Source organism: Kitasatospora sp. NPDC002522 (assembly GCF_053595195.1).
In genome coordinates, this window is sequence record NZ_JBSFXE010000041.1 from 30,790 (window position 1) to 46,336 (window position 15,547).

A 15,547-nucleotide genomic window follows, 5' to 3' on the forward strand; every position below is an offset into this window, starting at 1 on the left:
CTCTCCCGTCGACCTGAAGCCTGCGGCCTCACGTCGCGTGAGGGTCAAGCCGGATCCGTGTGCTCCTCCGAGCGGACCCGCCCGGGCGGGCCGGAGCTTGGGCCTACCCGCCAATTGTCCGCCGCCGGGCCGGGCCCCGAGCATGGCCGCATGTCGACGAACTCCCTGGCCGGGCGGCTGACCGCCGAGGCGGTGGGCACCGCCGTGCTGGCCGCGACCGCCGTGGGTGCGGGCCTGAAGGCCGTGTCCGGCCCGGCGGGCGGCGTGGGCGCCGTGGCCGGGACGCTCGCGCCGGCGGCGGCGCTGGCCGTGCTGATCGCCCTGTTCGCGCCGGTCTCCGGCGGCCACCTCAACCCGCTGGTCACCGCCGCCGCCTGGTGGCCGGCCCGCCGCGAGCCCGGCGCCGGCCGGACCGCGGCCGGCTATGCGGCGGCCCAACTGCTGGGCGCGGCAGGCGGGGTGGCACTGGCGGCAGCGATGTTCGGACGGCTGCCCGCGGTGTCGGCGGTGCACCGGGACGGGCCGCGCCAGTGGCTCGGCGAGGCGGTGGCCACCGGGGTGCTGATCCTGCTGGTGGCCGCCCTGGTGCGCGGCGGACGGGTCGCGCTGGCCCCGCTCGCGGTCGGCGGCTGGGTGGTCGCGGCCGGCTGGGCGGTGCCCTCGGGCGGCTTCGCCAACCCGGCGCTCACCCTGGCCCGCGCCGTGGCCGCCGATCCGGCCGGCATCGCCCCGCATTCGCTGCCGGGCTTCCTGATCGCCCAACTGGTGGGCGCGGCGGCCGGGTTGGCGCTGGCCACCGCGCTGTTCCAGGCCGCGCCCGGGGTGTGAGGCGGCGTCAGTCCGCGACGCCGCGCTCCGCGATCACCTTCTCGATCCGCACCCGGACCAGCAGCTCGCCGGGCACCCCGTTGCGGGCCGCGTACTCCTCGGCGCGGTCCTCGCCCATGTACCGGGCGGCGATCCGGCCCGCCCACGCGCGCACCTCGGCGAGTTCCTCGCTGATCTCGGCCCGGCCCTCCACGAGCGCGTAGGCGAACGGCGGCCGGTCGTCGTCCACGCAGAGCATCACCCGCCCGTCGCGGGCCAGCGTGCGGCCCTTGACGGTGTCCTTGCCGGTGTTGAACACCAGCTCGTCGCCGTCCAGCAGGAACCAGATCGGCGCGACGTGCGGGCGCCCGTCGGCGCGGGTGGTGGCGAGTTTTCCGGTGCGGGTGCCGTGCGCGAGGAACTCGCGCCACTCGGGTTCGGTCATCCTGGGCATGGCGTCATCCTGCCAGGGCGGCCGGTCCGGTCATTCGGATTCGCCGTAACGCACCAGGTAGTCGGCGAAACGGCCCAGGTCCTCGTCGTCCCAGGAGACGAACCGGTCGGTGAAGGCCCGCCGCCGCTGCTCGTACGCCTCGGCGAGCAGCTGCTCGCCCGCGTCGGTCAGGTGCAGCAGCTGTCCGCGCTGGTCGTCCGGGTCGGCCTCGCGCTTGACCAGGCCCAGCCGCTCCAGTGCGCCGACCTGCCGGCTGACGGTGGACTTGTCGAGCATGAAGTGCGCCGCCAGATCCGCCGCCCGGCAGGAACCGCGCTCCTTGACCAGGTCGAGCATGCTGTACGTGACCAGCGAGAGGTCGGGGTGCAGCTGGGCTGCCTTGTGGCGGGCCCGGCGGGCGAACGCGGTCAGCTCGCGCTGGATGGTCTCCAGCGCGACGTCGCGGTCGGGCATGGCGGCGGCTCCTTCGTCGTGCGGTGTTGCGACCACGGTAGGGGCACCCGCCCTCACACGCCGACCGCCTCCTCCATCTCCTCCTCCGCCGGTTCGACCAGGGCCGGGGCGGGGACGGGCACGGCGCGCCGGCGCTCGGCCGCCGCCGCGACGGCCAGCAGCGCCGCACCCGCCGCGAACCAGGCGAGCAGGGTGGCGAGGTGGCCGCCCAGGCCGGCCCGGCCGCCGAAGTAGACGTGGTCGCGGACGCCCTCCAGGAATCCGGCGCCGTTCCAGAAGGCGTGCAGCGCGCCGAAGAAGCCGTTCTGCAGCTCGGGCTGGAAGATGCCGCCGGAGCTGGTGAAGTTCAGCATCACGAACAGCGCCATCATGGTGAGCGTGGTCCACCGGCCGAGGAAGGCGTGCAGCGCGGTGCCGATCGCCACGATGCCCGCCGCGTACAGCCAGGACATCGCCCAGACCCCGGCCAGCCCGTGGTCGACGACGTGGAACACCGGCCCCGCGAGCAGCGCACCGACCAGGCTGACCACCAGCGACACCCCGAGGCCGAGCAGCGCCCGCACCCGCATCGACAGCGCCGCACCGGCCGCGCCGAGCACCGCCACGCTGCCGTAGGAGCCGATGCTCAGCGCCACCAGCAGGAAGAACAGCCCCTGCCCGGTCGGGTCGCCGGCCGGCAGCGGGGTGAGTTCCTGCACCGTCAGCGGCTTGTCCTGCTGCGCCGCGACCTTGGTGAACACCTTCTGCGCGGCGCCGGCCGAGGTCTCCGAGTTCGCCGTGGCCACCAGCAGGGTGGGCGCGCCCGGGTCGGGCAGATAGGCGGCGACCAGTTCGCGGTCGAGCAGCCGCTGCCGGGCGTCGTCGGCGGTCGCGACGGTGCCGACGTCCAGCGCGTCGCCGGCCCGGTCCGCCAGGGTCTGGGCGAGCACCCGGTCCTGCGGGCTCTGGCCGATCACGGCGACCTTGAGCTGGTGCGGGGCGGGCGCGTGGAAGGCGGACAGGTAGGCGATCCCCATGCCCAGGCACATCAGCAGCGGGGTGACCAGGTGGGTGAGGACGTGCCGCAGGGCGGGGCGGGGCGCCGGGGACGCCGTGGACATCGCAGCTCCATCGTTGGTAAGTACAACTATTTGGTTGCACTCTACAACGCAACGATTCCCCGGATCCAGACCGCGCCCCGCCCTGTGGCCGCACTCACAGCGGCCCGCGACCGCCTACAGCAGGTCGTCCAGCTCCCGCAGCAGCCGCGCCTTCGCCCGCGCCCCGACCAGCGAGCGCACCGGCTCACCGCCCTGGAACACCATCAGCGTCGGCATCGACAGCACCCCGTACGCGGCCTGCGTCTCCGGGTTGACGTCCACGTCCAACTGGACGATCTTCAGCCGGCCCGCCTGCTCGTCCACCAGCTCCGCCAGCACCGGGGCGATCATCCGGCACGGCGGGCACCAGTCGGCGGTGAACTTCACCAGCACCGGACCCTCGGCCGCCAGCACCTCGGTCGCGAAGTCCTGGTCGGTCACGCTCCGCACCACACCCATCGCATCCTCCCTCTCACTCGTCACTCCTCGGTGCGGACCAGCTCGCAGCGCGGCTCCGGCTCCACCGCCGCCAGCGCGTCCCGAGCCGCCTCGGCCTGCACCAGCTGCGCCGCCACCCGCTCCCGGACCTCGGCCAACCGGGCCGCCACGGCGTCCAGTTCGGCCAGCTTCGTCCGGTACACCTCCAGCGAGGCCGGGCACGAGTCGCCCGCCGGATGACCGGCCCGCAGGCACTCCACGAACGGCCGGGTCTCCTCCAGCTCGAACCCGAAGTCCTGCAGCACCCGGATCTGTCGCAGCAGCCGCAGGTCCTCCTCGTCGTACGACCGGTAGCCGTTGCCGCCGCGCCGCGCGGGCAGCAGCCCGCGCGACTCGTAGTACCTCAGCGTCCGAGTGGTGGTCCCGGCCCGCTCCGCCAGTTCGCCGATCCGCATGCCACGACGCTAGACCTTCACCCCGGCGTCAAGGCCAGCGGAATTTCCGGGAAATTCCGGGAAAGCGCTTCCCAAGATCGCTTACAGTCGGCGGAATGACCGACCTGACGGCCCTGCTCGCGGCCTACGACGAGCACCTGCGCGGCCTCGGCGCCCGCCGCGACGACGAGACCCACGACAGCGACGGCCCGCTGCTGCGCAAGTACGGCGGCTTCCGCGGCTTCGTCACCTCCCCCGCCGCCGACCTCGGCCTGGACGGCGCCGAGCTGGACGCGCTGATCGCCCGTCAGCGCGACTTCTTCGCCGCCCGCGGCGAGGCCGTCGAGTGGAAGACCCGCGGCCACGACCGGCCCGCCGACCTGCCCGACCGGCTGCGCGCCGCCGGCTTCGCCGCCGAGGACCCGGAGACCGTGCTGATCGGCGTCACCGCCGAACTCGCCACCCCCGGCCCCGCCCCCGAGGGCGTGACGCTGCGTCAGGTCACCGACGCCGCCGACATGCGGCGGATCGCCGCCATGGAGGCCGCCGTCTGGGACGAGGACTGGAGCTGGCTCGCCGAGGACCTCACCCGCCGCGCCGCCGACCCCGAGCACTTCCTGGTCCTGGTCGCCGAGGCCGACGCCCAGGTGGTCTCCGCCGCCTGGCTGGTGCACCGCCCCGGCAGCCCGTTCGCCGGCCTCTGGGGCGGCTCCACCCTCGCCCCCTGGCGCGGCCGCGGCATCTACCGCGCCCTGGTCGCCCACCGCGCCCGCTGGGCCCTCGACCGCCGCATCCCCTACCTCCAGGTCGACGCCTCCCCCGACAGCGCCCCCATCCTCCGCCGCCTCGGCATGCACGCCGTCACCACCACCACCCCGTACGTCTGGACCCCGCCGGCCGACTGACCCAACCGGGCGCGTCGCAGCCGCCCCGGCGGCCACCGCCGTCAGCACCGTCAGCACCGTCAGCACCGCCAGCAGGACCTGGCCGGTGCGGGCCGGCGGCTCCGCGCGGACCGCGTGGACCGCGTGGAAGCGGTGGTGCCGACTCAACTCGTCCTCCAGCCGACCGAGTTCGTCGAGCGCGGCGGCCGGGCCGCGGACCTCCGCCGGCGCCACCACCCGGCTCAGCGCGGGCATCCGGAGCGCCGCCACCTCTCCGAGCGCGCCCGACAACAGGGCTGACGGACCGCCAGGCGCCGGAGCGCACCCGCCCGGAGCGCCGCCGGACCAGCGACGTGCAGCGGCCGTGACCGCCGTGCCGACCGCGACGCGGTCAGCGTGCGGCGGCCGAGACCGCCACCGCCGCGTCGATCGCGCCGTACAGCTCGGAGCGCAGGCCGAGGCCGCTGACCTGGATGTCGACGGCCTCGGCGACGGCGGGCTGGGCGTGGCGGTCGACGGACTCGCGGATGCCGGCCACCAACGGGGCGCCGGCCAGGCCGAGTTCGCCGCCGATGATGATGGCGGCGGGGTTGAGGCAGTTGACCAGGTCGGCGAGGACGCGGCCGATGGTGCGGCCGGCCTCGCTGATGACCCGGGCGGCGGCGGGGACGCCGGCCAGCTGGTCGAGCGGCGGGAGGTCGGGTTCCTCGCCGGGTCGGGCGCCGGGGGTGAGGACGTGGGCGAGGCGGCGTCGGACCTCGACGATGGAGGCGACCGACTCCAGGCAGCCGCGGTTGCCGCACCGGCACCAGGTGGAGGTGTCGGGGAGCTGGATGTGGCCGATCTCGCCGGAGATGCCGCTGGCGCCGCGGTAGATCCGGCCGTCCAGCAGGAGCCCGGCGCCGATGCCGGTGGAGGCCTTGACGTAGATCAGGTCGTTGACGGAGCGTCCGGCGCCGTAGGCGCGTTCGCCGCGGGCGCCCATCTCGGCGTCGTTGCCGACGGCCACGGGGCGGCCGAAGAGGCGGCCGAGTTCGGCGGCGGGGTCCATGCCGATCCACTGGGAGAGCGTGGAGGGGGCGCGGACCACCTGGGTACGGGTGTCCAGGGCGCCGGGGATGCCGGCGGCGATCGCGGTGATCTCGTCGAGGCTCCGGCCGGCCGCGTCGAGGGCGCGGGCGGCGAGCGAGGCGGCGGCGTCGAGCACCTCGCGGGGGTGGTTGTCGACGTCGAGCCGGTCCCCGGCCTCGCCGAGCACGGTGCCGGCGGTGTCGGCGACGGCCGCGGTGACGTGGGTGTGGCCGAAGTCGAAGGCGAGCACCAGCCCGTGCGCGGGGCGCAGGGTGACGGCTCCGGCCCGCCGGCCGCGGCCGGCAGCGGTGGTGGCGGTGGCCTCGCTGACCAGTCCCTCGCCGAGCAGGTCGGTGACGGCGCTGCTGACGGCCGACCGGGACAGCCCGGTGAGCCGGCTGATGTCGGCCCGGCTGAGCGTGCCGTGTTCGCCGAGGACGGCGAGCAGGGTGGCCCGGGTACGCAGGCGGCGCGCCGAGGGGGCGGGGGCTGGAGCTGTCATGAACGGAACGGTACCGAATCCGGAGCCGATTTGTGCCGCGGAAAGGATTATTTATCGTCCTGCTCGGCTTCTTGACGGACGAATTGGCCTATACCTATCGTGGCCACAGCAGTACCTCATGGGCCGGTTCGGGACACGCGCCGGGAGAGGAAGGCCGATGTACGCCACGCAGAGCCGCCACCGCTGGTGCGTCGAGATCCCGCACGCCACCACGGTCCGCTCCGGCCGCCACCTGTTCATCGTGGACGCCGCCGCCGAGGACGACGCCCGCCGCGAGGCGATCGAGCGCGCCGAGTCGGCCGAGGCCCGCCGGCACCGCCGGGACGCAGCCCTGGACCTGGCCCAGGTCACCGTGGTCCACCTGGCGCTGATCAACGGCCACTGAACGCAGCGACCCCCGGAGCCCGAACCAGGGCCCCGGGGATCGCGCTGCCGCGAACGGCTCAGGCTCGGCCGGCCGCCTTCTGGGTCCGCCGCGCCAGCGAGTCGATGACCACCGCGGCCAGCAGCACCGCGCCGGTGATCATGAACTGGATGGCGTTGCTCAGGCCCTGGATGTTCATCCCGGACTGGATCGAGCCGATCACCAGCGCACCCAGCAGCGCCGACCAGGTGGAACCGCGTCCGCCGAAGAGGCTGGTGCCGCCGATGACGGCCGCCGCGATGGCGTTCATCAGCAGGTTGCCGCCGCCGGAGGTCTGCGAGGCCGACTGGATCTGCGCGGCCAGGAAGAGACCGCCGATCGCCGCCATGGTCGAGCAGATCATGAACACCGTGATCCGGATCGCCGACACGTTGATGCCGGCCCGCCGCGCGCCCTCGATGTTCCCGCCCAGCGCGAACACCTTCCGGCCGTACGGCGTGCGGCGCAGCACGAACTCCAGCACCACCACGAAGATCACGAAGATCAGCAGCGCCAGCGGCAGGCCCTTGTACTGGTTCAGGGTGTACGCCGCCAGGAAGCCCACCACCGCGAGCGCCCCGGTGCGGATCAGGATGTCGGTCATGGTCCGGTAGGGCACGCCCGCGGTGCGCCGGCGCCGGGCGTCCAGCAGCGAGGACCCGAGGAACAGCAGCACCCCGACCGCGGCCGCGCCGTAGGCGGCGGCCTGCTGCCCGTAGATGGTGCTGTACAGCTTGGAGACGATGTCCTTGCCGGACAGGTTGACGGTGCCGGTGGAGCCCAGGATCTGCAGCATCAGGCCGTTCCAGCCGAGGTTGCCGGCCAGGGTGACCACGAAGGCGGGGACGCCGACCTTGGCGAAGAAGAAGCCCTGGATCAGGCCGACCAGCGCGCCGCCGACGAGCGCCGACAGCAGCGCCACCCACTGGTTGACCCCGTGGGTGACGTTCATGACCGCGAAGATCGCCGCGCACAGGCCGCTGACCGAGCCGACCGACAGGTCGATCTCGCCGAGCAGCAGCACGAAGACCACGCCGAGCGCGATCATGCCGGTGCCGACGATCTGCTGGGACAGGTTGGACAGGTTCTGCGCCGACAGGAAGCTGCTGTTCAGCGAGCCGAACACGGCCCAGATGACGATCAGCGCGATCACCACCGGCGCCGAGCCCAGCTCGCCGCTGGTCACCCGGCGCTTGAACTCGATGAAGTAGCCCTTGACGCCCTCCTGCCGGACGATCAGCCGCGGGTCGATCGCGGGCGTGGCGTCGGCGGCCACCGGGACGGGGGCGTTGACGCCGCCCTTGGGCATGGTGTCCTCGGGCAGCGGGTGGTGCCGGCCGCCGTCCGGGTCGGGGATGTTGCCGCTCACTGGCCGCCCTCCGTGCCACGGGCCTGACGGCGCGTCACGGCGTTGTCCGTGGCGCCGGTGATGGCCGAGATGATCTGTTCCTGGTTGGTGGAGCGCTTGTCGAACACCCCGTTGTTGCGGCCGAGTCGGAGCACCGCGACGGTGTCCGCGACCGCCATCACGTCGGCCATGTTGTGGCTGATCAGGATCACCCCGAGGTTCTGGTCGCGCAGCCGCTCCACCAGGTCGAGGACCTGCGCGGTCTGCTCGACGCCGAGCGCGGCGGTCGGCTCGTCGAGGATCACCACCTTCGGCGAGCCGATCAGTGCGCGGGCGATCGCCACCACCTGGCGCTGACCGCCGGAGAGCGAGGCGATCGGGATCCGCACGCTGGGAATCCGGATCGAGAGGGTGTCCAGCAGCGTCCGGGAGCGCTTCTCCATGGCGACCTCGTCCAGCACCAGCCCGAAGTGCCGCAGCTCCCGGCCGAGGAACAGGTTGCCGACCACGTCCAGGTTGTCGCAGAGCGCGAGGTCCTGGTAGACGGTCGCGACGCCGAGGTGCTGGGCGTCCTGCGGCCGGTGGATCGACACCGGCCGCCCTTCCCACTCGATCTCGCCCTCGTCGGGCTGGTAGACCCCGGCGATGGCCTTCACCAGGGTCGACTTGCCGGCCCCGTTGTCCCCGACCAGGGCGACCACCTCGCCGGTATGCACCTCCAACTCGATGTCGGTGAGCGCCTGGACGGCGCCGAACCGCTTCGAGATCCCGCGCAGCGCCAGTACGGTCTCACCCGCCACCGCGACCAACTCCTTTACGAGTGAGGGTGATTACTGGAGCCCGGCAGCCTGGCAGGCCGCGGCGTAGTCCGGGGTGCAGATCTGCGGCACGGTGTACAGGCCGTCGGCGACCACGGTGGTCTTGATGTTGTCCTTGGTGAGCACGGTGGGCGCGATCAGCAGCGCGGCCACCTTGTTGCCGCTGCCGTTGGTGGAGCTGGTCGGGTTCAGCGAGGCCTCCGGGCTCTTGCCCTGGGCCAGCGCCACCGCCATCGCGCCGGCCGCGTCCGCCTCCGGCTTGTACGGCTTGTAGATCGACATGGTCTGGGTGCCCGCCAGGATCCGCTGGACCGCGTCGAGCTGGGCGTCCTGGCCGGTGAGCGGGACGCTCAGGTTGGCGGCCTTCAGCGCGGTGGCGATACCCGCGGCCATGCCGTCGTTGGCGGAGTAGACGCCGACCACGTTGGGCGCGCCGATCGCGGTGATCGCGGCGGCGGCCTCCTGGTTGGCGGTGTTCGGGTCCCACTGCGGGGTGTCGTACTCCTTGCCGATCTTCAGCTTGCCGTCGATCGCGCTGTGCGCGCCGGCCTTGAAGTCGGCGGCGTTCGGGTCGGTCGGGGAGCCGTTGATCATGATGATCTGGCCGGCGCCCGCCTTGCTGCCGACCGCGGCGACCAGCGCCTCGCCCTGCAGCTGGCCGACCTTGTGGTTGTCGAAGGAGACGTAGGAGTCGACCGGGCCCTGCGCGAGCCGGTCGTAGGCGACCACCTTGACGCCGGCGTCGTGCGCCTTCTGCACCGAGGACTGGATCGCCTTGGAGTCGACCGCGTCCAGGATCAGCACCTGGTCGCCCTTGGTCAGCGCGGTGTCGACCTGGGTCTGCTGCAGCGTGGCGTCCTGGTTGGCGTTGTAGTAGTCGATCTGCGCGTTCGGCGCCAGCGACTTGATCTTCGCCTCGATCAGCGGCTTGTCGAACTGCTCGTACCGGGTGGTCTTGGACTCCGGCAGCAGCAGGCCGATCTTCACCGCCCCCCCGGCGCTGCCGCTGCCCGAGGAGCCGCTCGACTGTTTGGCACTGCCGCACGCGGTGAGCCCGATTCCGAGCGAGGCCACCACGGCGGCCATGGCGATCCGACGAAGACCGATGTTCATGACGCTGCCCTTTTCCGTTGGAGTCCGCCCCCGTCACTCAGTGTGAGGACGGCAGCGGAACGCCACGATCCGGGCTGGGCCACACGGGTGGCGAAATCCCCTCGGCGGCCCACTCGGGACGTCGGCGGCGGCCGGAAAGCTCCGCCGGGGCTCGCGACTCGGCGGCGGAATGCGGGAGACTGCGGCCATCACTCACCACGGGGGAAGACCGATCCATGACCACTCCGCAGCCACCGCACGACCCGCTGCGCAAGCAGAACGTGCCGCCGCCGCCCAGCACGCCCCCGACCACGCCACCGCCGCCGGCCGCGCCGCCGAGCGGCGCCCCCGTCTACGGCTACCCGCACCCCTCGCCCGAGTACGGCTACCCGCAGGCCCCCGCCTCCCCCGTCGCCTACGGGTACCCGGCGCCGGGTCCGGCGGCCGCGGCGCCCGGGCAGCCGCTGGTGGTGCTCGGCGACATCATCGTGACCAGCACCGAGATCCTCACCCCGGCCGGTCCGATCCCGCTGCGCGGCGCGGTGTGGACGGTCACCGACCTGTCCCGCACCGAGGAGCGGATCGCCCCGGCGGGCATCGTGCTGGCGATCGTCTTCTTCGTCTTCTGCCTGCTCGGCCTGCTCTTCCTCCTGATGAAGGAGCGCCACACCGTCGGCCACGTCCAGATCACCGTCACCGGCGGCGGCCGCTACCACACCACCTCCATCCCGGTCAGCTCCCCGCACCAGGTGATGGAACTCTTCAACGGCGTCAACTACGCCCGCAGCCTGAGCATCTGACGCCTATCAGCGCCGGCGGTCGCGGCGCCGCAGCAGTACCAGGACAACCGCGCCGAGCAGGACCAGCGCGGCGCCGGCGAGGGCGAACACGGTGGAGCCCTGGCCACCGCCGGTTTCGGCGAGCCCTGGACCTGCCGGGGCGGTCGGGGTCACAGCGGACCTGGAGGCGGTCGACGATGCGGTCGGGGACTCGGTCGGGCCACCGCTCGGGCTGATGGTCGGCGACGGCGACGGCGACGGCGTCGGCGTGGGGCTCTGGGCGGGTGCGGCGGCGAACCGCAGCGGCACCGGCTCGGTGCGCACCCGGATCCCACCGCCGCCGTCCATGACCGGGGCGGCAGGGTCGATCCACTCGGTGGAGAGCACCATCGTGGCGGGGCCGGGCTGCACGGCGCCGTGCACGGCGAGCCGGACCGGGATGGTGACGGTCGACTTGGCAGGCAGCGGGATCGGTGGCCAGGCCTTCCACTCGCTGGTCATCTCCCAGTTGCCGAGGCCGAGCCGCGGGCCGGGCTGGTGGTTCTCCTCGGGCATGAACGCGGTGGCCGCGCGCCACGGGTGGTCGGCGGTGCGCGGGTCGCGGTAGTCGACGCTCTCGTTCTCCGCGTACAGGGTCTTCGCCTGGTCGGCGATCTGCAGGTAGACGTAGGCAGCGCGGGGCGTGGACTCAGCGTTGGCGAGGACCAGTTGGAAGTCCACCGGGTCCGCGCCGATCACCACCTGGGTCGGAGCGCCTTGGATACCGACCCGGTAGTCGGCGGGCAGCGCGACTGCCTGCGGCGCGGCGGTCGCACCGAGCAGCAGGACGGCACCGAGAGCGGGTATCAGCACACTGCGGGGGCGCATCGGAACCTCGCGGGAGCGGCGGGACCTGGACGCGTTCACGATAGCGAAGGGCTGTACGCCCTCCGCATCGTGTGGTGGACCGTGGGTTGAGGACCCGTCAGAGCAGGTTCGGCGTAGTGCCTCGGGTCACCGGTACAGGCGCTGCGCGAGCAGGGCGCGGCCGGTCGGCCAGTCGCCGAGGCCGGAGGCGGGGTTGAGGTGGCCGAGGGCGCCGGCCTCGACCAGGTCGGCGGCGAGGGCGGTGGCGGTGGTGCGGGCGTGGGCGGGTGAGCTGTAGGGGTCGTCGGCGCTGGCCACCAGCACGGTGGGGAACGGCAGCGGGGCGAGCCGCGGGGTGCCGAACCCCTGTGCGGCGGTGGGGAAGTGGGGGCCGTGCGGGTCGGGCGCGGCGACCAGGAAGGCGCCGGTGATCGCGCTGTCGGCGTGGTCGGCGGCCCATTCGGTGAGCAGCGAGCAGCCGAGGCTGTGCGCGACGATCAGCTTGGGGCCGTCGATGCTCCGCAGCGCCGCGTCCAGGTCGGCGACCCAGAGGTCGCGCACCGGGGCGTCCCAGGAGGCGTGTTCGACCCAGACGGCGTTCGTCTGGGCGGCGTGCCAGCGGTACTGCCAGTGCTGGGGGCCGGAGTTGTCGATCCCGGCGAGGTACACGTAGGTGGGTTCCATGCTCAGACCTCGGGCTCGGCGCGGCGGGCGCGCGTGACGGACCGGAACGCCGTCCGAATCCTCGCGGAATTGCCTTCGGCCCCGGGTGACCGGCGCCGGGAGCGGGCGGCGGAAATGACCCGGGGAGGTCGGGCAGCGATGCGGAGTCGCCGCTGACTCCCGGAGGCGGCGCGGGGGCGGTTCGGGCCGGGCCGCGCTTTCCGGACCCTAGCGCAGGGCCCTCGGTGCCCGAATGACTTCCTCCGCATTCTCGCCAGCTGGGACGCCTCCGGGGCCGGGCCACCGGCATCCACTTGACCGTGTCTCATCATGTGGAACGGCGGGGAGCAGTCGGTCCGCGCGGCCCGCACCCGGCGCCGCGATCCACCCCTACCCGGGCGTTTCCCGAATTCCGGAGTCTTCACCGGCCGCGCTTTCGCCTTTCCCGAAATCCCCGGCCGGTGAATTCGCGGGCCGGCTTCACCGGCGACCGTTCCGATCGGCCGACGGCGAAGCATTCCGGCGTTTCGCCCCGAGACCCGGCGAGCCGCCGACCGATCGGTCGTGCGACGGTCGTCACACTCGGGACCTCCACCTTTACCTCACCTGACGGCGCATCACCGTCGGAACTGACGGTCGTTCAGCCCGCCGCACGGTGTTTGACCTGGGCTTCCAACTGCCTTTGTCCATCGCGGATGAGACGGAACTTCACGTCCCGGCAGCGGATCGGTCACCTGTTCGCCCGATGATACGATCATCCCGCTTGGGGGAGCGGCGGGTTCACCCTGCGATGGCGGGGATTCAGCAGTCGGCCGCCAGTCGCCTGAAGAGAGTCTTATGACGAAATACACAGCGAACCCGTTGCTCTGGGTTCTCGTCCTGGTCCTCGTCGCCGCGGCCGTCGTCGTCGTTCGCCAGCGCAAGGCGTCAGCGGCACTGCGGGAGCAGATCGGCGGGCTTCGGGAGCACTACTCCGACCTCGAACACCACTATACGCAGTCGGTGGCCGCGGCTCAGGAGCAAGCTGACGAAGCGACAAAAACCGTGCTGAAGTCCGCAATGCGGACCCTGCAGGGCCTCGCCGCGGAGCAGCAGCTGATCCTGTCGCGCCTGCAGAGCAAGTACGGCGAGTCCGTGATGCTGCAGGACCTCATGGAGGTCGACCACACCAACTCGCAGTTCGGCCGGCGCGCCCAGTCGATCGCGGTGCTCTGCGGCGGCTGGCTGGGTCGGCACCGCGACGTCGCCTCGGTGTACGACGTGGTGCGCAGTGCCCAGGGCCGCATCCGGCACTTCCGCCGGGTGGAGATCCTCTCGCAGGTCGACTTCGGGATCTCCAGCCGCGCCGTCGAGCCGGTCGCGCTGGCCCTGGCCGAGCTGCTGGACAACGCGACCAGCTACTCCAGCCCGGACACCGTGGTGGAGATCAACATCCGCACCGTGCCCAAGGGCGTGGTGATCGTGGTGGACGACGCCGGCGTCGGCATGAACGACGAGGAACGCGCCCGCGCCGAGCGGCTGCTGATCACCGAGCGGGTCACCGGCGTGGCCGGGCTCGGCAACCCTCCGCAGTTCGGCCTCGCGGTGATCGGCGTGCTCTCCGAGCGCTTCGGCTTCGAGGTGTCGGTGGACTCCTCCTCGCCGTACGGCGGTGTGCGCTCCGTGCTGCTGCTGCCGCACGAGCTGCTCACCGGCATGCCGGACAAGCGGGTTCCGGCCCCGGCCGCGCACAACGTCGTGCACAACGCCGTGCACGGCTCCGTGCCCACCCACGTGCCGGCGGCGATGCCCGCGGCCGCGCCCGCCGCCGCGATCCCGGCGCCCGGCGCCGAGCCGATCGGCTCGACCGCCGACGGGCTGCCGCTGCGGCGCCGCAAGCGGCCGATGGCGATCGTGCCGCCCACCGCCGACCCGTACGCCACCGATCCGTACGCCGCACCGTACGCCGCGCCCGCCCAGCCCGCCGCTCACCGCACCGGCGCGGAGACCGCGGCGATCATGGGTGCCTTCCAGCGCGGCACCCGGTCCGGTCGCGCCACCCTCCGGGACGACGCGGACCCGACCAACAGCACCCGCGGTGCAAGCAGCGAAGGGCATGAGTTCTCGTGAACGACGATCTGTCATGGATGCTCGACAGCGCCCTGGAGATTCCCGGGGCCCTGCACGCGGTCCTGATCTCCGCGGACGGTCTGCTGATGGCCCGCACCAGGGACATCGGCAAGGACAACGCGGACCGGGTCGCCGCCGCGATGAGCGGCGTGCAGTCGCTGAGCCGCTCGCTCGGCTTCTTCTGCGACAACCCCACCCAGCGCTGGCAGCAGACCCTCGTGGAGTTCGACGGCGGCTGGGTCTTCCTGATCTCCGCGGGTGAGGGCGCCTACCTGGGCGTCTCGGCCTCGCCGGACGTCGACATGCAGGACATCACCTTCCGGATGCAGCAACTGGTCGGCCAGTTGGGCAAGTTCCTGGCCGCACCGCCGCGCGAGGACCTAGGAGTTCGCAGGTGACCAACCCCGAGGACCTCGAGTACGAGTCCACCGGCTTAGTCCGCGCCTACGTCATCACCAAAGGCCGCGAACTGCCGGACGAGCAACAGCTGTCGCTGATCACCCTGGTCACCGCCGCCCCCGAACCGGGGCATCGGGCCGCCCGGCTCACGCCTGAGGAGCAGCGCCTGCTGGACATCTGTTCCGCCGGCTACCTCTCGGTCGCCGAACTCGCCGGCCACACCCGGCTGCCGCTGGGTGTGGTGCGGATCGTGCTGGCCTCGCTCAGGGACGCCGGCCACGTGATCACCCGCCCGCCGGTGCCGCGGGCCCGGTTCGCCGACAGGGACATCCTGGAGGAGGTGCTCAATGGACTCCACGCCAAGTTCGGCTGAGGTTCGCAGCCTTGAGGAGCAGGACTACGTCTCCGGCGGAGCCACCCAGACGGCCGTGAAGATCCTCGTCGTCGGCCACTTCGCGGTGGGCAAGACCACGTTCATCGGGTCGATCTCCGAGATCGAGCCGCTGTCCACCGAAGAGACGATGACCCAGGCCGCCGAGGCGATCGACGACCTCAAAGGCGTCAAGGGCAAGACCACCACCACGGTGGCCATGGACTTCGGCCGACTGACCATCAGCGAGCGGGTGGTGCTCTACCTGTTCGGCACCCCCGGCCAGATGCGCTTCGTCCAGATGTGGGAGGACATGGCGCGGGGCGCGCTCGGCGCGCTGATCCTGGTCGACCCGGAGCGGCTCGCCGACTCCTTCCCGGTGATCGACCTGATCGAGCAGTACGGCCTGGACTACGCGATCGCCGTCAACCACTTCGACGGCAACCCGGACCGGGCCGAGGCAGCACTGCGCGAGGCACTCGACCTGCTCGACGACACCCCGGTCGTCACCTGCGACGCGCGCGACGAGAAGTCGTCGGCCGCCGCCCTCACCACACTCGTCCGCTATTTGCTGGACCGCGCCAGCTAGGAGCAAGGC

At 72.5% G+C, this 15,547-nt stretch carries 20 protein-coding genes; 9 read left to right on the top strand and 11 right to left on the bottom strand.

The window, feature by feature from the left end:
* The first annotated feature begins 150 nt into the window (after positions 1 to 150).
* A complete protein-coding gene (locus tag ACWD4U_RS28115; RefSeq protein ID WP_363458759.1) occupies positions 151 to 828 on the top strand; it encodes an aquaporin in 678 nt (225 codons plus the stop codon).
* 7 nt (positions 829 to 835) lie between these two features.
* Here ACWD4U_RS28115 and ACWD4U_RS28120 read toward each other — a convergent pair whose 3' ends face one another.
* The 5 genes from ACWD4U_RS28120 to ACWD4U_RS28140 all read right to left on the bottom strand — a co-directional run bounded on the left by ACWD4U_RS28120 (position 836) and on the right by ACWD4U_RS28140 (position 3,686).
* Positions 836 to 1,261, bottom strand: coding sequence for a PPOX class F420-dependent oxidoreductase (locus ACWD4U_RS28120; RefSeq protein WP_363458757.1), 426 nt, complete (start codon positions 1,259 to 1,261; stop codon positions 836 to 838).
* A 30-nt stretch (positions 1,262 to 1,291) separates the two neighbouring features.
* Positions 1,292 to 1,714, bottom strand: a complete 423-nt coding sequence (locus ACWD4U_RS28125) for a MarR family winged helix-turn-helix transcriptional regulator (protein ID WP_363458755.1) — start codon at positions 1,712 to 1,714, stop codon at positions 1,292 to 1,294.
* Positions 1,715 to 1,767: 53 nt separating this feature from the next.
* Positions 1,768 to 2,814 carry an ABC-2 transporter permease gene (locus ACWD4U_RS28130; RefSeq protein ID WP_363458753.1) on the bottom strand — a complete coding sequence of 349 codons (1,047 nt, stop codon included), beginning with the start codon at positions 2,812 to 2,814 and terminating at the stop codon, positions 1,768 to 1,770.
* 114 nt (positions 2,815 to 2,928) lie between these two features.
* On the bottom strand, positions 2,929 to 3,252 hold the full coding sequence (gene trxA, locus ACWD4U_RS28135; protein WP_363458752.1) for a thioredoxin: 324 nt from the start codon (positions 3,250 to 3,252) through the stop codon (positions 2,929 to 2,931).
* Positions 3,253 to 3,272: 20 nt separating this feature from the next.
* On the bottom strand, positions 3,273 to 3,686 hold the full coding sequence (locus ACWD4U_RS28140) for a MerR family transcriptional regulator (protein ID WP_363458750.1): 414 nt from the start codon (positions 3,684 to 3,686) through the stop codon (positions 3,273 to 3,275).
* A gap of 95 nt (positions 3,687 to 3,781) precedes the next feature.
* Between ACWD4U_RS28140 and ACWD4U_RS28145 the strand changes: the two genes are divergently transcribed.
* Positions 3,782 to 4,570, top strand: coding sequence for a GNAT family N-acetyltransferase (locus ACWD4U_RS28145; protein WP_363458749.1), 789 nt, complete (start codon positions 3,782 to 3,784; stop codon positions 4,568 to 4,570).
* Positions 4,571 to 4,705: 135 nt separating this feature from the next.
* The gene (locus tag ACWD4U_RS28150) at positions 4,706 to 4,849 is read left to right on the top strand and encodes a hypothetical protein (RefSeq protein ID WP_363458748.1); all 144 of its coding nucleotides are present in this window, start codon (positions 4,706 to 4,708) and stop codon (positions 4,847 to 4,849) included.
* A 91-nt stretch (positions 4,850 to 4,940) separates the two neighbouring features.
* On the opposite strand, the gene ACWD4U_RS28155 is transcribed toward ACWD4U_RS28150, so the two are convergent.
* Positions 4,941 to 6,122 carry an ROK family transcriptional regulator gene (locus ACWD4U_RS28155; protein ID WP_363458746.1) on the bottom strand — a complete coding sequence of 394 codons (1,182 nt, stop codon included), beginning with the start codon at positions 6,120 to 6,122 and terminating at the stop codon, positions 4,941 to 4,943.
* A gap of 157 nt (positions 6,123 to 6,279) precedes the next feature.
* Here ACWD4U_RS28155 and ACWD4U_RS28160 point away from each other — a divergent pair, with 157 nt between their 5' ends.
* Positions 6,280 to 6,507, top strand: a complete 228-nt coding sequence (locus ACWD4U_RS28160; RefSeq protein ID WP_363458745.1) for a hypothetical protein — start codon at positions 6,280 to 6,282, stop codon at positions 6,505 to 6,507.
* 58 nt (positions 6,508 to 6,565) lie between these two features.
* On the opposite strand, the gene ACWD4U_RS28165 is transcribed toward ACWD4U_RS28160, so the two are convergent.
* The 3 genes from ACWD4U_RS28165 to ACWD4U_RS28175 are packed head-to-tail and all read right to left on the bottom strand — an operon-like array spanning position 6,566 to position 9,804.
* On the bottom strand, positions 6,566 to 7,834 hold the full coding sequence (locus ACWD4U_RS28165) for a sugar ABC transporter permease (protein ID WP_363458800.1): 1,269 nt from the start codon (positions 7,832 to 7,834) through the stop codon (positions 6,566 to 6,568).
* 56 nt (positions 7,835 to 7,890) lie between these two features.
* Positions 7,891 to 8,673, bottom strand: coding sequence for an ATP-binding cassette domain-containing protein (locus ACWD4U_RS28170; RefSeq protein ID WP_449787338.1), 783 nt, complete (start codon positions 8,671 to 8,673; stop codon positions 7,891 to 7,893).
* A 30-nt stretch (positions 8,674 to 8,703) separates the two neighbouring features.
* Complete coding sequence (locus tag ACWD4U_RS28175; RefSeq protein WP_363458741.1) at positions 8,704 to 9,804, bottom strand: sugar ABC transporter substrate-binding protein; 1,101 nt, start codon at positions 9,802 to 9,804, stop codon at positions 8,704 to 8,706.
* Between the two features lie 215 nt (positions 9,805 to 10,019).
* Here ACWD4U_RS28175 and ACWD4U_RS28180 point away from each other — a divergent pair, with 215 nt between their 5' ends.
* A complete protein-coding gene (locus ACWD4U_RS28180; RefSeq protein ID WP_363458740.1) occupies positions 10,020 to 10,583 on the top strand; it encodes a hypothetical protein in 564 nt (187 codons plus the stop codon).
* A gap of 6 nt (positions 10,584 to 10,589) precedes the next feature.
* On the opposite strand, the gene ACWD4U_RS28185 is transcribed toward ACWD4U_RS28180, so the two are convergent.
* A complete protein-coding gene (locus ACWD4U_RS28185; RefSeq protein WP_363458739.1) occupies positions 10,590 to 11,429 on the bottom strand; it encodes an LPXTG cell wall anchor domain-containing protein in 840 nt (279 codons plus the stop codon).
* Positions 11,430 to 11,555: 126 nt separating this feature from the next.
* Entirely contained in the window at positions 11,556 to 12,092 is a 537-nt protein-coding gene (locus ACWD4U_RS28190; protein ID WP_363458737.1) for an RBBP9/YdeN family alpha/beta hydrolase, read from the bottom strand.
* A gap of 816 nt (positions 12,093 to 12,908) precedes the next feature.
* On the opposite strand from ACWD4U_RS28190, the gene ACWD4U_RS28195 reads away from it, so the two are divergent.
* Genes ACWD4U_RS28195 through ACWD4U_RS28210 form a run of 4 tightly spaced genes read left to right on the top strand, consistent with a single transcriptional unit; the run spans position 12,909 to position 15,538 of the window.
* Positions 12,909 to 14,180, top strand: a complete 1,272-nt coding sequence (locus ACWD4U_RS28195) for an ATP-binding protein (protein WP_363458736.1) — start codon at positions 12,909 to 12,911, stop codon at positions 14,178 to 14,180.
* The gene (locus tag ACWD4U_RS28200) at positions 14,177 to 14,578 is read left to right on the top strand and encodes a roadblock/LC7 domain-containing protein (RefSeq protein WP_363458734.1); all 402 of its coding nucleotides are present in this window, start codon (positions 14,177 to 14,179) and stop codon (positions 14,576 to 14,578) included. Before ACWD4U_RS28195 ends, ACWD4U_RS28200 begins: the two co-directional genes overlap by 4 nt.
* Positions 14,575 to 14,952: a DUF742 domain-containing protein gene (locus ACWD4U_RS28205; RefSeq protein WP_363458732.1), complete on the top strand. Its 378-nt coding sequence runs from the start codon at positions 14,575 to 14,577 to the stop codon at positions 14,950 to 14,952. Before ACWD4U_RS28200 ends, ACWD4U_RS28205 begins: the two co-directional genes overlap by 4 nt.
* Positions 14,927 to 15,538, top strand: a complete 612-nt coding sequence (locus tag ACWD4U_RS28210; protein WP_363458730.1) for a GTP-binding protein — start codon at positions 14,927 to 14,929, stop codon at positions 15,536 to 15,538. Before ACWD4U_RS28205 ends, ACWD4U_RS28210 begins: the two co-directional genes overlap by 26 nt.
* The last annotated feature ends 9 nt before the right edge of the window (positions 15,539 to 15,547 follow it).

Excerpts from the sequence above, each read along its gene's own strand:
- ACWD4U_RS28115 (WP_363458759.1), top strand. The coding sequence starts at position 151 with ATGTCGACGAACTCCCTGGCCGGGCGGCTGACCGCCGAGGCGGTGGGC.
- ACWD4U_RS28120 (WP_363458757.1), bottom strand. The coding sequence starts at position 1,261 with ATGCCCAGGATGACCGAACCCGAGTGGCGCGAGTTCCTCGCGCACGGC.
- ACWD4U_RS28125 (WP_363458755.1), bottom strand. The coding sequence starts at position 1,714 with ATGCCCGACCGCGACGTCGCGCTGGAGACCATCCAGCGCGAGCTGACC.
- ACWD4U_RS28130 (WP_363458753.1), bottom strand. The coding sequence starts at position 2,814 with ATGTCCACGGCGTCCCCGGCGCCCCGCCCCGCCCTGCGGCACGTCCTC.
- trxA (WP_363458752.1), bottom strand. The coding sequence starts at position 3,252 with ATGGGTGTGGTGCGGAGCGTGACCGACCAGGACTTCGCGACCGAGGTG.
- ACWD4U_RS28140 (WP_363458750.1), bottom strand. The coding sequence starts at position 3,686 with ATGCGGATCGGCGAACTGGCGGAGCGGGCCGGGACCACCACTCGGACG.
- ACWD4U_RS28145 (WP_363458749.1), top strand. The coding sequence starts at position 3,782 with ATGACCGACCTGACGGCCCTGCTCGCGGCCTACGACGAGCACCTGCGC.
- ACWD4U_RS28155 (WP_363458746.1), bottom strand. The coding sequence starts at position 6,122 with ATGACAGCTCCAGCCCCCGCCCCCTCGGCGCGCCGCCTGCGTACCCGG.
- ACWD4U_RS28160 (WP_363458745.1), top strand. The coding sequence starts at position 6,280 with ATGTACGCCACGCAGAGCCGCCACCGCTGGTGCGTCGAGATCCCGCAC.
- ACWD4U_RS28165 (WP_363458800.1), bottom strand. The coding sequence starts at position 7,834 with ATGCCCAAGGGCGGCGTCAACGCCCCCGTCCCGGTGGCCGCCGACGCC.
- ACWD4U_RS28175 (WP_363458741.1), bottom strand. The coding sequence starts at position 9,804 with ATGAACATCGGTCTTCGTCGGATCGCCATGGCCGCCGTGGTGGCCTCG.
- ACWD4U_RS28180 (WP_363458740.1), top strand. The coding sequence starts at position 10,020 with ATGACCACTCCGCAGCCACCGCACGACCCGCTGCGCAAGCAGAACGTG.
- ACWD4U_RS28185 (WP_363458739.1), bottom strand. The coding sequence starts at position 11,429 with ATGCGCCCCCGCAGTGTGCTGATACCCGCTCTCGGTGCCGTCCTGCTG.
- ACWD4U_RS28190 (WP_363458737.1), bottom strand. The coding sequence starts at position 12,092 with ATGGAACCCACCTACGTGTACCTCGCCGGGATCGACAACTCCGGCCCC.
- ACWD4U_RS28195 (WP_363458736.1), top strand. The coding sequence starts at position 12,909 with ATGACGAAATACACAGCGAACCCGTTGCTCTGGGTTCTCGTCCTGGTC.
- ACWD4U_RS28210 (WP_363458730.1), top strand. The coding sequence starts at position 14,927 with ATGGACTCCACGCCAAGTTCGGCTGAGGTTCGCAGCCTTGAGGAGCAG.